The sequence below is a fragment of the Brevibacillus sp. M2.1A genome, from assembly GCF_013284355.2.
In the GTDB taxonomy this organism is placed as follows: domain Bacteria; phylum Bacillota; class Bacilli; order Brevibacillales; family Brevibacillaceae; genus Brevibacillus.
In genome coordinates this window covers 1,705,001-1,720,506 of sequence record NZ_JABSUY020000001.1, presented here as the reverse complement: position 1 = coordinate 1,720,506, position 15,506 = coordinate 1,705,001, and the positions used below count along the sequence as shown (strand labels likewise).

At 47.4% G+C, this 15,506-nt stretch carries 15 protein-coding genes and 9 tRNA genes; 4 read left to right on the top strand and 20 right to left on the bottom strand.

Features of this window, described 5'->3' with window-relative positions; genetic code table 11:
* Positions 1-106 precede the first annotated feature (106 nt).
* Positions 107-1,831 (top strand): GMC family oxidoreductase, encoded by a 1,725-nt coding sequence (locus tag HP567_RS08500; RefSeq protein WP_173609102.1) that lies wholly within the window; start codon positions 107-109, stop codon positions 1,829-1,831.
* A 172-nt stretch (positions 1,832-2,003) separates the two neighbouring features.
* On the opposite strand, the gene HP567_RS08495 is transcribed toward HP567_RS08500, so the two are convergent.
* The 3 genes from HP567_RS08495 to HP567_RS08485 form a co-directional block, all read right to left on the bottom strand.
* Entirely contained in the window at positions 2,004-2,291 is a 288-nt protein-coding gene (locus tag HP567_RS08495; RefSeq protein WP_173609103.1) for a YiaA/YiaB family inner membrane protein, read from the bottom strand.
* 93 nt (positions 2,292-2,384) lie between these two features.
* Positions 2,385-3,542: a sporulation protein YhbH gene (gene yhbH / locus HP567_RS08490; protein WP_017251936.1), complete on the bottom strand. Its 1,158-nt coding sequence runs from the start codon at positions 3,540-3,542 to the stop codon at positions 2,385-2,387.
* A 70-nt stretch (positions 3,543-3,612) separates the two neighbouring features.
* Positions 3,613-5,511: a PrkA family serine protein kinase gene (locus HP567_RS08485; RefSeq protein ID WP_173609104.1), complete on the bottom strand. Its 1,899-nt coding sequence runs from the start codon at positions 5,509-5,511 to the stop codon at positions 3,613-3,615.
* 360 nt (positions 5,512-5,871) lie between these two features.
* On the opposite strand from HP567_RS08485, the gene HP567_RS08480 reads away from it, so the two are divergent.
* A complete protein-coding gene (locus tag HP567_RS08480; protein ID WP_173609105.1) occupies positions 5,872-6,072 on the top strand; it encodes a hypothetical protein in 201 nt (66 codons plus the stop codon).
* Between the two features lie 238 nt (positions 6,073-6,310).
* Here HP567_RS08480 and HP567_RS08475 read toward each other — a convergent pair whose 3' ends face one another.
* The 3 genes from HP567_RS08475 to trmL form a co-directional block, all read right to left on the bottom strand.
* Entirely contained in the window at positions 6,311-6,883 is a 573-nt protein-coding gene (locus HP567_RS08475) for a hypothetical protein (protein ID WP_173609106.1), read from the bottom strand.
* 144 nt (positions 6,884-7,027) lie between these two features.
* Positions 7,028-7,753, bottom strand: coding sequence for an HAD family hydrolase (locus tag HP567_RS08470; RefSeq protein ID WP_173609107.1), 726 nt, complete (start codon positions 7,751-7,753; stop codon positions 7,028-7,030).
* A gap of 25 nt (positions 7,754-7,778) precedes the next feature.
* Entirely contained in the window at positions 7,779-8,249 is a 471-nt protein-coding gene (trmL, locus tag HP567_RS08465; RefSeq protein ID WP_173609108.1) for a tRNA (uridine(34)/cytosine(34)/5-carboxymethylaminomethyluridine(34)-2'-O)-methyltransferase TrmL, read from the bottom strand.
* Positions 8,250-8,387: 138 nt separating this feature from the next.
* On the opposite strand from trmL, the gene HP567_RS08460 reads away from it, so the two are divergent.
* Positions 8,388-9,095 (top strand): ferric reductase-like transmembrane domain-containing protein, encoded by a 708-nt coding sequence (locus HP567_RS08460; RefSeq protein WP_173609109.1) that lies wholly within the window; start codon positions 8,388-8,390, stop codon positions 9,093-9,095.
* On the opposite strand, the gene HP567_RS08455 is transcribed toward HP567_RS08460, so the two are convergent.
* From HP567_RS08455 to rnhA, 4 genes are all read right to left on the bottom strand, one after another.
* Positions 9,096-10,064: an amidase domain-containing protein gene (locus HP567_RS08455; protein WP_173609110.1), complete on the bottom strand. Its 969-nt coding sequence runs from the start codon at positions 10,062-10,064 to the stop codon at positions 9,096-9,098.
* 127 nt (positions 10,065-10,191) lie between these two features.
* Positions 10,192-10,725: a methylated-DNA--[protein]-cysteine S-methyltransferase gene (locus HP567_RS08450; RefSeq protein WP_173609111.1), complete on the bottom strand. Its 534-nt coding sequence runs from the start codon at positions 10,723-10,725 to the stop codon at positions 10,192-10,194.
* 26 nt (positions 10,726-10,751) lie between these two features.
* Positions 10,752-11,903 (bottom strand): tRNA epoxyqueuosine(34) reductase QueG, encoded by a 1,152-nt coding sequence (gene queG, locus HP567_RS08445; RefSeq protein ID WP_173609112.1) that lies wholly within the window; start codon positions 11,901-11,903, stop codon positions 10,752-10,754.
* The gene (gene rnhA, locus HP567_RS08440) at positions 11,900-12,334 is read right to left on the bottom strand and encodes a ribonuclease HI (protein WP_173609152.1); all 435 of its coding nucleotides are present in this window, start codon (positions 12,332-12,334) and stop codon (positions 11,900-11,902) included. The genes queG and rnhA overlap by 4 nt, the downstream gene beginning before the upstream one ends.
* A gap of 115 nt (positions 12,335-12,449) precedes the next feature.
* Here rnhA and HP567_RS08435 point away from each other — a divergent pair, with 115 nt between their 5' ends.
* On the top strand, positions 12,450-13,121 hold the full coding sequence (locus tag HP567_RS08435; RefSeq protein WP_173609113.1) for a B3/B4 domain-containing protein: 672 nt from the start codon (positions 12,450-12,452) through the stop codon (positions 13,119-13,121).
* 17 nt (positions 13,122-13,138) lie between these two features.
* Here HP567_RS08435 and HP567_RS08430 read toward each other — a convergent pair whose 3' ends face one another.
* From HP567_RS08430 to HP567_RS08385, 10 genes are all read right to left on the bottom strand, one after another.
* Positions 13,139-14,470, bottom strand: a complete 1,332-nt coding sequence (locus HP567_RS08430) for a purine/pyrimidine permease (protein ID WP_173609114.1) — start codon at positions 14,468-14,470, stop codon at positions 13,139-13,141.
* 126 nt (positions 14,471-14,596) lie between these two features.
* Positions 14,597-14,678: transfer RNA gene (locus tag HP567_RS08425), tRNA-Leu, on the bottom strand.
* Between the two features lie 8 nt (positions 14,679-14,686).
* Positions 14,687-14,760 (bottom strand) — tRNA-Cys (locus HP567_RS08420).
* Between the two features lie 28 nt (positions 14,761-14,788).
* A tRNA-Gly gene (locus tag HP567_RS08415) sits at positions 14,789-14,864 on the bottom strand.
* Positions 14,865-14,871: 7 nt separating this feature from the next.
* A tRNA-Gln gene (locus HP567_RS08410) sits at positions 14,872-14,946 on the bottom strand.
* 26 nt (positions 14,947-14,972) lie between these two features.
* A tRNA-His gene (locus HP567_RS08405) sits at positions 14,973-15,048 on the bottom strand.
* Positions 15,049-15,075: 27 nt separating this feature from the next.
* Positions 15,076-15,149, bottom strand: a tRNA-Trp gene (locus tag HP567_RS08400).
* A 7-nt stretch (positions 15,150-15,156) separates the two neighbouring features.
* Positions 15,157-15,229 (bottom strand) — tRNA-Phe (locus HP567_RS08395).
* Positions 15,230-15,270: 41 nt separating this feature from the next.
* Positions 15,271-15,347 (bottom strand) — tRNA-Asp (locus HP567_RS08390).
* Positions 15,348-15,424: 77 nt separating this feature from the next.
* A tRNA-Met gene (locus HP567_RS08385) sits at positions 15,425-15,501 on the bottom strand.
* Positions 15,502-15,506 lie beyond the last annotated feature (5 nt).

Below are 15,506 nucleotides of genomic sequence, written 5' to 3'. Positions count from 1 at the left end.
AAAGATTGCAAATAATGATTTTGCCTGATTTGCTGCTGGAACCCCCGCATTCCGGCATGAATAGATTGAAAGTGCTAGGAAATTATGAAAAAAGGAAGTGCAACAATTGGGACAAAGTTCAAGCCCAGCAAGTGAAAAGTACGATTATATCGTGATTGGCGCCGGAACTGCCGGAGGAGTAATCGCCAAGGAATTGACAGATGACAAGAAGACTTCTGTACTTGTTCTGGAAGCAGGTACAAATATGCCGAACCCAAGCGCTTCTCTAGAGGCAGCAGTGAATATGGCAGATGATAACAAACTATCCTTCATTGCTGTCTCGAAAATCGAACAAGCAATTGGACGCCAGCTTCCGCTATGGAGTGGGAGAGTAATTGGTGGAAGCTCCGAACATAATTTTATGTATGCTGTCCGCGGAAGCCGCCAGCTATATGATCAGTGGGCAAAACTCGTCGGAGATCAGTGGGGCTACGATCATCTCCGCTCCCTATTCAAAAAAAACGAAACCTATACGGGAGATACACAAAGCCCAAAAGAACGCGGTAAAAAAGGCCCTATTTTTGTCAGGCAGCAACTGATTCCGAATAGTGGGCTTATCCAAACTTTGGCTGAAGCAACCTCTCAGGTTTTGGGTATCCCCATCGTGGAAGATTACAATACAGGTATCCGAGACTGTACCTTCTATCAATCACAGTATATTCAACAAGAAGTAGATGGGAAGTTTATTCGTTCCTCCACGAGAGCCGGGTATTTAAATAACCAAATCGTGACACAGGGCAATGAATTCCAGCCAGATGAGTTCGGGATTGGAGGCAGAAAGTTAGTCATTTTCGGAAAAACAACCGTAAATAAAATTCTCTTTGCATCAAAAAAGAACGTGCAGACTGCCGTTGGGGTCGAATTCGTTCGAAACGGCGTGACACAAATCGCTTATGCGAAAAAAGGAATTATTGTCTCTGCCGGTACCTACTCCTCGGTTATCCTGCAACGATCAGGGATTGGCAGAACGACGGATTTAGCTCAAGCAGGGATAGCAACATTGGTAGAGAGTCCAAATGTCGGTCACAATCTTCAGTCGCAATACAGTATTGGCATGGGCATCGAGGTAAAAACAGACCGACTCCTTCCAGTATTTGCTGCTGACCCTGATCAGCCTGTGGCACTTGGTGCATTTAAAAAAGAAAACGGACCGAGTCGCCGCCTGCAAATATTAGGTCTTCCCGTACCGTTCTTTATCCCTGTTCAAGACGTCCTTATCAATGGTTGGCAATTTGTTCCCACAAAGGAAAGCAATATCATGAGTATTGGCCTAGCAGACTTGAACCCCAAAAGTAAAGGTACGATTACGGTTGCACATAGTGATCCGGAAGCCTATCCATCGATTAGATTCAATGTCTTTGAAAATCCTGATGACCTAAACTTTTTGGTAGACCAATATATCGAAATGTTCAAGGTGATTACGAAGGCTCGTGAACTCGATCCAGAGGGCATTTACAAAGTAGTATATCCTCCCGAGCCCCTATCCCAAGTACCGGATGAAGCAGAAAAACGAAGCTTGCTCGCTGCTTATGTGAGAGCATCTTGCAGCATTTTCGCTCACTATGGTGGGCAATGTAGAATGGGGAAAAGCATTTCCGAAGGTGTTGTGGATAGGTACCTGAATGTATTTGGCACGAAAAATCTCAAAGTCGCTGATCTATCCATCTCCCCTATTTTACCTGACGGCAACACTTCCACGGCGGCACAGATGATCGGTTTGAATGCGGCCCGGATTATTCGCGAAGAAGCGGAAAAACATCGAGACGATGATGGTGACGACGATGATGATTAATTTACTCCATCCTATGTTGTAGAAGTCTGACCGTTACAATTCCCGAGGTTCTACCTCTTCCTTACAAATAACCCATGATTGATCCCTTGCTCAATGAACCGTTGTGAATTCATTTGACATAAGAATCAATCATGGGTTTGCTTTATCTACCATTCGTCCATATGTAACCAGGCTATTTCGGCGTGTCTTTCTCCGCTTTTGATACCTTCAAGTTAAATTCTCTTTCCTGCTCCTCAATAATCGCTCGATCCTCTGCATTATCTCTCACTACTTTTTGCGTCAAAATCGATCCAACTGCTACCAGAAGCATGCACGCGATATAATACCCCTTTTCGTGCAGCTGAAGACCTGATGCATTGTATAAACCGATGGAAAATAGCAGCACACCTGCGCCCAATGTAAAGTACGCCAAGAAAGTGAAGGCTCCCGTGTTGCGCATCCGATGCTTTTGTGGATACATAGTAACACCCCTCACATTATGTTCATGTGGCTCATGCAAACACTAACAAATATAAGTCAACCGGACGATTTCTCGCCCGGTTGCTTTTAAAGATTACTTCACAGCCTCTTTCTTGCCAAAGAAAGTACGCAACGCCTTGTATACCTCGCCCTTTTCCCGAATGACACAATGCATGAATTTCGGCTCTTTGATGTGGCGATACGCTGACATAAGGGTGCTGTGCCTATTATACTGATTGACCTCACCATAGCCAAACATATTGCATCTCTCCATGAGCTCTTTCACCAGCTTTACGCAACGCTCATTGTCAGATGTGAGATTGTCGCCATCGGAAAAATGGAACGGGTAAATATTGTACTGCGAAGTTGGGTAACGGCTATCGATGATCTCCAACGCTTTTTTGTAAGCAGAGGAGCAGATCGTCCCCCCGCTTTCCCCTTTCGAGAAAAAGGTGTCCTCCGTTACCTCCTTCGCATCCGTATGATGGGCAATGAAGACGATCTCGACTTTTTCGTACTTGGTACGCAGAAAACGTACCATCCAGAAGAAAAAGCTGCGGGCGATATACTTTTCAAACACACCCATCGATCCAGATGTATCCATCATCGCAATAATGACAGCATTGGAATGAGGCTTGATGATCTCTTCCCACGTCTTGAAGCGCAGGTCATCATCGGTGATCCCCAGCTCCATATCACTGTAGCCTGCCAGCGCATTTCGGCGGATGGCCGCGATCAGCGTGCGTTTTTTGTCAATGTTGCCCATCAAGCCTTTTTTCCTGACATCATTGAACCGCGTCTCTTCCACGACGATTTGTTCCTCGTCTTTTTGTTGAAGGTTCGGCAGCTCCAGCTCGGCGAAAAGCATCTCCTGCAATTCTTCTACGCTGATTTCAGCCTCGTAGTAGTCTACACCTGGCTGATCACCCGCTCCCTGACCTTTTCCTGGCCCTTGCGCCGGATCGCCGTCACGGGCTACGACATCGCCTACTTTACTGTTTCCTTTACCTTGACCGCCATGTTTTCCCTTTTGGAAGTTAAAACGCAATCGGTATTCATCCAGGGAGCGAATAGGGATCTTAATGACTTCCCGACCATTCGACATGATGATGTTTTCTTCGCTGACGAGATCGGGCAGATTTTTTTTGATCGCTTCTTTCACTTTTTCCTGGTGTCGATTTTGGTCCTGGTACCCTTTGCGGTGCAGCGACCAGTCTTCCCGGGAGACAATGAACGATGATTCATCTTTCATGCCGTCTCCTCCTAGCAACTGGCGCAATCTGCGCCGAATATGACGTGCCCCTTATGTCGCCAACGTTCTGTCATCTGTTCAACAGGCTTCCCACGTAGCGCAGCAGCTCATTTGCGCAAACCGGGCAATATTGATGCTCTTCGATAAGACGCTTGGTAACCTCATTAATTTTCTTGAGCTGATGCTCATCCGGTGTTTTATTCGAGGTCGTAATCTTGACGACATCCTTCAGATCAGCAAACAGCTTCTTCTCGATAGCTTCCCGCAGACGGTCATGCGTGCTGTAGTCAAAACGCTTCCCTTTACGCGCGTAGGCCGAGATACGGATGAGAATTTCTTCACGGAAGGCCCGCTTGGCATTTTCCGAGATGCCGATTTGCTCCTCGATGGAACGCATCAGGCGCTCATCTGGATCCATCTCCTCACCTGTAACGGGGTCACGGATTTTGTTCATGTTGCAATAAGCTTCCACATTGTCCAAATAGTTATCCATGAGCGTTTTTGCCGACTCTTCGTAGCTGTAGACAAACGCCTTCTGCACCTCTTTTTTCGCCAGCTCGTCGTATTCCTTACGCGCGATAGAGATAAAGTTCATATACCTCTCCCGCTGCTCCTTGGTGATGGACGGATGCTGGTCAAAGCCTTCTTTTAGCGCCCGAAGAATATCAAGCGCATTGATGCACTCCGTGTCGCGTCGGATCAGTGCACTGGAGATACGGTTGATGACATACCGCGGATCAATACCGGACATTCCTTCATCGGCATGCTCGTTACGCAGCTCTTCCAGATCGGCTCCCTTGAAGCCTTCCACCGATTCACCATCATATAACCGCATCTTTTTCAGCAGATCGGCCCCTTGCTTTTTCGATTCCTTCAGGCGGGTCATAATGGAAAAGACTGCTGCTGACCGGAGCGCATGCGGTGAAATATGCACATGCCCCAAGTCGGATTGCTTGATTAATTTCGCGTATATTTTTTCTTCGTCACTGACACGCAGATTATACGGCATCGGCATGACGATAATCCGAGATTGCAGTGCCTCATTTTTCTTATTTGAAATAAAAGCCTTGTACTCCGATTCGTTCGTATGCGCAACAATCAGCTCATCTGCAGAAATGAGGGCAAAACGACCTGCCTTGAAGTTTCCTTCCTGTGTCAGCGACAGGAGATGCCACAAAAATTTCTCGTCGCATTTCAACATTTCCTGAAACTCCATCAATCCACGATTGGCTTTGTTCAGCTCACCATCAAATCGATAAGCACGGGGATCGGACTCAGAGCCGTACTTCGTAATCGTCGAGAAGTCGATGCTCCCCGTCAAATCAGCAATATCCTGTGACTTTGGATCGGAAGGGCTAAATGTACCGATCCCCACCCGATTGGCTTCGGAAAACAAAATCCGACGAACAGGGAAATCCTCAATGCACCCTCCATATTCGGTCTCCAACCTCATCCGGTTATAGGGCGTCAGTTCTCCTTCAATCTTGATTCCCAGCTCTTCTTCTACCTCTGGACGCAGCTCGTGCGGGATGAGATGAAGTGGTTCTTCGTGCATGGGGCAACCATCAAGTGCATAGATCGCTCCGGCTTCCGTCCGTGAATACTCTTCCAGTCCTCGCTTGAGCATCGTCACGAGCGTAGACTTACCGCCACTGACAGGTCCCATCAAGAGCAAGATGCGCTTGCGGACATCCAGACGCCGTGCAGCCGAGTGGAAATATTCCTCCACTAGGCGCTCTACTGAACGGTCCAATCCGAAAATTTCGCGACTAAAAAATTGATACGAACGTGAACCGTCCTCGTTCTCTTCAACCCCCGCACTTTTAATCATGTTGTAGACGCGTGAGTGCGCAGTCTGGGCAATTTGCGGATTTTTACGTACCAATTCCAAATATTCGGCGAATGTTCCTCTCCACATCAAGTTTTCTTCGCGGGCCCGGTGCTCAGCGATCCGTTTTAAAATGTCCATGTTCGACACTCCTCCCTCTTAAGCCCCTCTCTCTTCCCAACGACAATGTACTCTCATGTATATGTCCGCCTGCGGTCACGCATTCACGTGCAAGCCGTTTTCTCCGGTTGCCAACAGGCTCTTACAGCCTTTACATATGTGTATGCGCGACATCAGCACAAGTTTCAGCAATCTTCCCATAAAAATTAAGGCAGACTGCTTTTTTACGGCTTGGAAGATTACGGAATTGTAAGGTTTAACGAGCGTAGCTGTAAGCTGATTCGATGGTTTGTAATCCCTACTCCCCTGTAAAATACAAACATAAGCAACATACACGGAAAGCCAATACGGATTGGCTTAAAAATAGCGGGAGGAACGAATATGGACATCCAAACAGAACGCATTCAAGTGAAAAAAGGACTTTATTTGACCGGCATCGCAACCTTGGTGATTCTTTCGGTATTTATTTACCAAGCAGTGACAGGAATGGAACTTGATACAGGAGAAATACTGAGTGTGCCCATTGCGATTAGTGCCTTCTTGAAACTCGTGAATGATCATCGAAAATTGTCACTTACGTAAGGGCGCAACAGCTTTAATTCGTTTGCAAAGTGGGCAGGCTACGCTATAATGGGAGTAGTTTGTTTACGAAAGGAGCTGTCAAACGTGGGTACATTTATCGTGGCATTGGTCTTCGGAGCTTTTCTGTTTTTCATTCTGACAGCTGGCTACAACGAGGACAAAACCTGGAACATGTAAGAATCATCCAGGGAAAAAAGCAGGCCGCCTACTGTGGCAACCTGCTTTTTTTGTTTTCTTGTTATTTTTTATTCTCTTTCTTTTCTGCTTTCTTCGCTTCGATTTCTGCCTTGATTTCTTTTGTGCTCTTGCCTGCTGTGTCAACGCCCCACTTGGCAGCCTTTTCTTTCAGGTTCGCGAGCTGTTCTTGCTTCTTCACTTGTTTTGCTGCCTTTTTCTCAGCATTTTCTGCTTTTTTTGCTACTTTTGCTTCTTTTATAGCCGCTTTTACTTCTTTCGCTGTTTTACCTGCTGTGTCAACGCCCAGCTTTACAGCCTTATCGTTTAGCTTGGCGAGTCGTTCTTGCTTCTTCGCTTCTTTTGCCGCTTTTTTTGCTGCTTTTTTCTCAGCGTTTTCTGCCTTCTTTGCTGCTTTTGCTTCTTGAATCGCTGCTTTTACTTCCTTATTTGTTTGATCCGTGGTTTCGACGCCCCACTTGGCAGCCTTCGCGTTCAGCTTTGCTCTGTTTTCTTCCTTTTTCTCCGCTTTCGAGTGCGTAACTGTAGAATCCGCTGCTGTATCCGCAGCAGCCACAACAGAGATACCACTAAACAGCAAGGTAGCCATTACCAGAGACGAAACAAGTTTTTTCATGCAAGATTTCCTCCTTTATGATGTAAACCGTAGTCGTACACACCTAGCCTACCTGATGATTTTGGGATAAGTATGTGAAAAAGCAGCTTGGCCATTTTTTCAAACGGACAACCTGCTTCTCGCTTATACTTTCATAGTCATTTCTTAACCTGCAAACACACCGCTTTTTTCAGAAATCGCCGTAAACAGCTCTTCTAATGATCCCCGCTGATCCACCTGATACTGAGGCTCACCACGGTCTTCCATCCAATTGGTTACCAGAAACGTTTTCATTCCCAGCTTGGATGCGACCATGTCCTCCTGCATGTGATTCCCGACCATGATACAGTCTGTTGGCTCAACCCCAAGCTTTTGGCAAATCTCCTTGTAATAACCAGGATTCGGCTTCGTGAAATGCGATTCCTCGTAGACAGTGACCAGCTCGAAATCATCCGGGGACATCCCGATCCAAGCGAGGCGATGGTGAATGGCATCCCGCGGGAAAACCGGATTCGTCGCTACTGCAACCCGAAACCCTTGCTCTTTGGCGGCAGCAACAATCTGCTTTGCCCATGGCGAAGGATACGTCAGGTGAGAAAGTGTCGGAAACACATCCCGATAAAACGAATCAAACAGTGGCCATATTTCCTCCCGATCCCACTCACTATGTTCCGTAAAATGTTCGATAAAAACTTGCTCATTCGTCTTGTCAGGCTCTTGATTCATGATCATTGCTTTGGTCGCATCCCAAACCAGCGCCAACAGCTTTTCGGTATCGTACTTATCTCCGACATGACGACCTACTTCAACCAAGTAACTTTTGACAAAGGGTTCTGTCTGCATCTCTAATAATGTACCGTCCAAATCAAACAGGATGGTATTCACAGTCATAATGGATCTCTCCCTCCCAAATGCCTTACGATAACGCTGGAAAACCTAACTGGCGAAGTCCCTCAAACAAGACAATAGCTGCACAATTGGACAGGTTCACAGAACGGGTCGCACCACTCATCGGGATACGAATAGTCTGCTCCCGATATTTTTCTGTCAGCTCTTCCGGTAAACCCGTCGTCTCCTTGCCCAAGATAATGTAGTCGCCATCCCGGAAAGAAACGTCCGTATACAGCTTTTCCCCCCAGGTCTCCACAAAATAAAAAGTGCCCGCACCTTCTCCTTGAGCCGCAGCAAAGTGCTCAAAGCTCTCATGATGGTGAACGTTAACCGCATGCCAATAATCGAGACCAGCCCGCTTCAGGTAACGATCGTCCGTTGAAAATCCGAGTGGGTGAATCAAATGCAGATGCGCTCCTGTCGCTGCACATGATCGGGCGATATTTCCCGTATTAGCAGGGATGAGCGGCTCATGCAAAACAATATGTAACGGCATATCTGAAAATCTCCTTGTAATTTGCGAACTTGGTACCTGTACACGACCTATTATACCACCGTGCCCAGCTTCTGTAACAAATGGAGTGCCTGCTGCATCTAATCAGAAAACTTTAGCTATCAAAGGAGTGATGATTAGATGGGGACACCCATTTCATTTTGGCGACGCCTTATCGCACATGTGAGCATCCTGAGTTTGATCCTGTTAGGTGCCAGTTGGATGTGGGTTGATTTTTCTTCGTTTCCCGTCCTAGAAACATGGAGCATGCTTCTCGGCTATCTCTCATTTATTTTGATTGGCTGCACCTTATTGATTGGCTCACTCCAGTCCTTGCTCCCTGCTGGCTGGTTGACTATCAGCTCGTCCATCCGTCGAGATATCGGGATATGGGCTGGGCTAACTGGACTTCTGCACGTCATTCTTGTGCTCGTCCTTTTTGAAAATGAGCCTCGCCTAATGATCATTCAAGAAAACCGTTCCGAAAAGGCTGATGGCTGGCTGGGTCTGTTCTTTTTCGCTTCTTCTGATCCAACCATGTGGCCATCTCCCAACTGGACCCTTACAGGCGTTGCGAACTACCTTGGGTTGCTTGCCTTTTTCATTCTACTAGCCCTGTTGCTGACATCTTCTGCACGCGCAGAAAAATGGCTGGGTGGCTCCAGTTGGAAAAGGCTTCATCTCGCCAATCCATGGCTTTTTGTCATCGTCTTGTTCCATGGCTTGATTTACACCCAATCCATCAAAGGAGAACCGCATACCTTTTCAGACATGCTCGTTTTCGCAGCAATGATTTGGGTGATTCGCAGCATCTCTTTTATGCGAAGAGCTCTTTATCGCAAGCGGTAATTAGACTCCTCTTATATGAAAGAAGGCATAGCGCATTTTGGGCGTATAGGCTGTGGAATCCTCATATGCCCAATAACGCATGCTGCTATCTGTCGTATGGGCATTCACTAGCGGCATTTGATTCGCGTCTTTTGCGACCACAATCGTATTGTGCTGAAAACGCCCATCCCCGTTAAAATCATAACAAATGATATCACCTGGTACCAATTCCGCCGCGGAGCTTTTCGTAACCGCCCGCATAGGTGGTCCGCCCGATTTCAAGAGTAAATATAAGCTATGGGCCACCGTCCAGCTATAGCTCCAAGAGGCGCCTTTTCCCGTACGAATCCACCAGCCCTTGCCCATCTCTTTCGACATCAGCATAGGGATTCCGCCAGCATGTAAACATTGCGAGATAAAATTCGTGCAGTCATCCGTAAAACGAGGATATATCGGATTGGTCGTATTCCAGTAACGTTCCGCATACGCGACTGCATTTGCAGCGTTGTAGCCTCCAGCTCCATGCACAACCAGCATAGGTTGGTCAATGGCATCCTCGACGCCTGACACAACGATGACAGGCTCCTCCTCTTCCTCGACCACCAATTTTTGATCACCATTCGACTCCCTTGCCCCGATGATCGACCACTTTTCATTCGTTTTGAGCAACTGGAGCTGGAACAGTCTTTTGTTTACCTCTGTATACTTGGTTTGCTTGATCCCCAGCGTTTTATTTTCTTGCCATTGAACCGTTATTTCCATGGTGGCATCAGTGTCTACCCAGCACATAGGCGTTACTTGTCCCTGGACAGCCAATAATTTGGCTCCCCGCTCCTCAGCTCTCCGCTTCTCCCGTTTCAGTCGATCCCATTCTTCCTGCACACCTGCCTCTCCTGCGCAATAAAAAGGCAGCAGCCGCTCATACTTTCCGTCCATAGATGACTGGTGAACTGCTTGAAAGTATTGCTGAACAAATTCACGCCACTCCACTTTCCCCTCCTCCTTTCCGCCTCCAGACTGCGACAAAGCCCATGAACTGTTCATCTCAATGAAGAATATGTCGCTCGTGGAGCATTCAGAAGAAAAAGAAAAGCTGTCCGAGCAAGCAGACAGCTTATTAGGAAGAAGCGTGAGCAAAAAGTGGTCCTTCTTCTAGTGACAGCAAATATTCTTTAATGGATAAGCCACCGCCGTACCCGACCAAGGCACCATTCGAGCCAATGACGCGATGGCACGGTATAATGACAGGAATCGGATTACGATTGTTTGCACCGCCAATGGCCCGAACAGCTTTCGCCACTCCAATCGCCAAGGCAATATCTTTGTAAGAACGAGTTTCTCCATAGGGAATGTTCGATAGCTCATTCCATACAGCCTTTTGAAAGGGAGTTCCGTACAATACGGTTGGAACATCAAACGACTTACGCTTGCCTGCAAAATACTCTTCTAGCTGTATTTTTGCAGACTCATTGATCGCATCGTTACGCGTTGGGGTAATCCCTAAGAACGTTTTTTTGCACCAGCGCACAAGCGGCGCCAATCCGTCTTGTTCATTGGCAAACTGAATGTAGCACAGCCCTTCTTCTGTTGAAGCCAAGAGCAATGGTCCAATCGGTGAATCCATCATGGTATAGCCTAATTCCTTTGCCATTTAACGTCCTCCCTCTCTTGTTCAAACTAACCCTGTGCACGAAGCATGCTTATGCCTTTTTCTATCTCTTCCACCACTTCTGGTGACGCCTCTTTTGCTTTTGCGGTAATGAGTGCTTCTTGTGCCTGCTCTCCCCCGATTTTTCCAAGCGCCCATGCAGCAGTTCCCCGGATGACTGGACGAGGGTCTTCGAACAATAGACGCTCCAAATGAGGAATAGCTGTCCGATCCTTGAAATGTGCAAGCGCTAGTATTGCATTACGTTGAATTGGTTTTTTGCCTCTCCAAGATGAAGAGGATAGCCCAAACTTCTCCTTGAACTCCTTATTGCTCATCTGAAGCAGAGGAATTAACAAAGGCTTGGCAATCTCCGGATCAGGCTGAAATTCAGCATGATGGTCGTTGTCAATGCGCCGATTCTTAGGACATACCGTCTGACAAGTGTCGCAACCGTACAGCCGATTCCCGATTTTTCCGCGGAATTCATCTGGAATAAAGTCTTTCACCTGTGTCAAATAAGCTACACATCGCTGTGCGTCAAGCTGCCCCCCCTGAATCAAGGCTCCGGTCGGACAAGCGTCTACACATATATTGCAGTCGCCACAGCCTTCTTCGATTGGTTGGTCGCTTGGCAACGGAAGATTCGTTACCAGCTCCCCCAAGTACACCCATGATCCGAACTCCGGCGTTATGATGGCGCAGTTTTTACCTACAAACCCAATCCCGGCCCGCTCGGCTACCGCACGATCGGACAATGCTCCCGTGTCTACCATGGATTCGATCCGAGCCCCTGGCTCGAGCTCCATAATGAATCGCGTCAGCTTGTCCAGCTTGTCGCGCAGAACGTGATGATAATCGGTTCCCCATGCTGCACGGCATAAGATTCCCCGATACGCACCAGGCTCTGACTTTGGTGGATTTTTGAGCTTGGATGGATAAGCCAATGCTATCGAAATCAGCGAGCGTGCCCCGTCCAACAACAGTTCCGGGTTCGTCCTCTTTTCTAAATCTGGCTCTTCAAATCCAGATTCGTAGCCCTTTTCCCGATGTACAAGTAGTCGTTCCTTTAAGGTCGTGAATGGATCGGCACTGGCAAACCCGATCTTATCGATTCCGATTTCCTTGGCATAGTCAATGATGGACTGCTTTGTCTGCTCCCAGTACAGCAAGTCGTTCACAGTTGTCTAATCGCTCCTGTCGCCAATTCGTCGCAGCGGTTGTTCCATTTGTTGTCGGCGTGTCCTTTGACTTTTACATACTCTACCTTGTGGGTGTCCATCAATTGCAACAGTTCTTTCCATAAGTCCTGATTTTCCACCTGCTGGCCTTTGCTGTTTTTCCAGCCGTTTTTCAGCCAGCCTTTATACCAGCCTTGCTTGAAACAGTTGACCAAGTATGCACTATCACTGTACAGCGTCACCTTACAAGGCTCCTTCAATGTAGAGAGCGCCTTGATGGCCGCCAACAGCTCCATTCTGTTATTCGTTGTATGTGGTTCGGCACCGGACATTTCCTTGATGTGTTGGCCATACATCAGTACAGCTCCCCAACCACCTGGTCCTGGATTGCCGGAACATGCTCCGTCTGTATAAATATCAACCTCACGCATTGTCATCGTCAGGGGTTCCCTCCTCTGTTCTCTTCTATTGTATCGAAGCTTAGTCGCTTCCACAAAATTTTTTTGTTATACTACCAAAAATAGAATTAATAAGGAGTGTCTATTGATGAAAGTTCAGCTAGATTCTTCCGTGTCCGAGCGTTTGCCGCAATTTTCTCTCGGCATTTTACAATACAGCAATGCTTCCGTCAGTGACTCCCCCAAAATGCTGCAGGGACGTATCAATTATTATGTGGAGAGCTTGCGGCTCGATCATGACACCGCAAAGCTGACAGAAATCGAAGGCGTCCGCGAGTGGAGAGCTTGCTTTAAGCAAGTTGGCATTGATCCGTCTAGGTACCGCCCTTCCTCCGAAGCATTGCTGCGTCGACTGCTGCAGGGAAATCCTTTTTTCTGGATTAATAGCGCTGTTGATGTTAATAATTTTTTCTCTGTTTTGCACGCACTTCCTTTTGGGATTTATGACGTTAATCATCTAACGGGTGATATCACTTGTCGTCTTGGCCACGCCGATGATGTCTATGAAGGATTAAATGGACGAGAAGTCAACATGGAAGGGAAATTGCTGCTCGCTGATGGTAACGGCGCATTTGGGAGTCCCATTGTCGACTCCAAGCGCTCATGTGTAACGGAACAAAGCAGCACGCTCCTCCAAGTCATCTTTTTCCATGAAAAAATGGAACAATCTAAAAAAGAAGAAATTGTAGGTTCAGTTGGTCGCATGTTTACGGAAATCAACGGCGGCGAGCTGACTCACTCCTCTATTGTTACTGCCTAAGAAAAAAAGACGGCCCGTCATGCAGCCTGGCCGTCTTTTTTTACGCTATCTTCTTCCTTTTTTCTAAAAACGATATGTTCCAGGACCAGACACACAATAACTCCGAGCAATAAGCCATTGCCGAATAAGAAGCTTGCTAATGCAGGCAGTTTCTGCCAAGCTACAGCCGGTACGAACATAACTCCGATCCCAACCAATAGCGAGCTACCCCCAATAATAATCGTACGTTCGTCCATCTTCACATTCACGTAATCCTTCAACCCGAAGCCCAGCAGTTGCGTATAGGAAATGAACATCGCCGCATATGCCACTGGAGTAGGCAAAGCCGCCAAAAAATGGGCAACAGTGGGAATCAGCCCAATCAGCATCATCCCTAGCATTGCTATCACAAATGGCAGGCGCGAAGCCATTTTTGTGGTTTGAATAACCGCTGCGGCCAAGGAAAGTGGAATCATACCTACCACACCGCTCAAGCCTGACAGAAAATGGGATACCCCTGTAAAAATACCACCGCGATTGTACTGCTTTTCAGTAGGCACTGTATCTGTCGCTTTTCCCATGACCGACAAACTCGTCATGAGGTTTGTCAACAGAACGAATCCTGTCAGCATACTCGTTAATACAACGCCCCAATCCCAACGTGGAGGTCCCCAAAAGAAAATAGAAGGCCATGAAAGCAATTGTTCAGTAGGTCGAACTGGTTCTGTCCATCCAAGAAGCGCGTACACGATCCAGCCTCCAACCATACCAAACAAAACGGCAAAACTGGAGAATCGCTTCGTCCGCATAATGAAGACAACAAGGGCTACAATCCCTATGGACACAAGTGCTACTCCCGGCTGTACCTCTTTTGAATGCTGAAAACCAATACCAAGCATGCCCGTGAGAATGTTACTACACAAAGAAACAGCAAGCAAAATCATATACGTACCTGAAACCAACGGCGTAAACCACTTCTGTAATTTGCCAATCCAGCCTAATAAGCCAAAAATGAAAAAGAGTAGACCAGCTAATATCATACCTACTTGAAAGGATTGACCAATTTCTTGTGGATGAAGACCCATGCTCGTTCCGAGCTGAGCCAAAATGATAAAGATCCCCCACCATAGTCCAGCCGGACCTTCAATCATCGGATAGCGGTGTCCAATCCATACTTGCAGTAGTGACGCGAGTCCGATGTAAAACATGGTCTGCTGCATCAGCTTTCCAATTTCATCAGCCTGCAAGCCGTACATATCTCCAATCATTAATGGTACCGCCACACTGCTGGAAACAGTTACGATCATCCATTGTAATACGGATAGCGTCGTAACCCCCATTGGCGGCTTGTCTTGTAGCTTATAAAACACCTCAACCACCTCGACCTGTTACTTACACAAGTTGTCTATTTCCCCTCTACACTATGCTCATATCAAAGCAGAAAAAAACCCCAATCATCAAGAAATCTTGACATTCAGGGTTAGCTTGTAAATGTATGGTGCCGGTGAAGGGACTTGAACCCCCACGGTTTCCCTCACGATTTTGAGTCGCGCGCGTCTGCCATTCCGCCACACCGGCAAATATTTTGGAGGAGGCACCCGGATTTGAACCGGGGGTGAGGGTTTTGCAGACCCGTGCCTTACCACTTGGCTATGCCTCCATGATATAAGGTAAAACAATTTGAGAAATGGAGCGGACGAAGGGTCTCGAACCCTCGACCTTCGCCTTGGCAAGGCGACGCTCTACCAATTGAGCTACGTCCGCATTTTAATGGCTGGGGTACTAGGATTTGAACCTAGGAATGACGGAGTCAAAGTCCGTTGCCTTACCGCTTGGCTATACCCCAATAAGTAATCCCCAACTATGAATTTATGGGGCGATCGATGGGACTTGAACCCACGAGTGCCGGAGCCACAATCCGGTGCGTTAACCCCTTCGCCACGACCGCCATGATTACTACTATTTTTTTGAAAAATGGCAGGGGCAGTAGGAATCGAACCCACACCAAAGGTTTTGGAGACCTTCGTTCTACCGTTAAACTATGCCCCTATAAAGGTGGCTCGGGACGGAATCGAACCGCCGACACGAGGATTTTCAGTCCTCTGCTCTACCGACTGAGCTACCGAGCCTTATATCCATGCTTTACGCGCCAATTTCATTTGATTAGAAATGGCGGAGCTGACGGGACTCGAACCCGCGACCTCCGGTGTGACAGACCGGCGTGAACTCCAACTTCACCACAGCTCCATATTTGGTTGCACCCACTGGGTACTCTAATCCTACTTGATCAAGAAGATTACTCGACGTAGAACAAGTAGAAAATTTGGTTGCGGGAGCAGGATTTGAACCTGCGACCTTCGGGTTATGAGCCCGACGAGCTACCGAGCTGCTCCATCCCGCGATAGT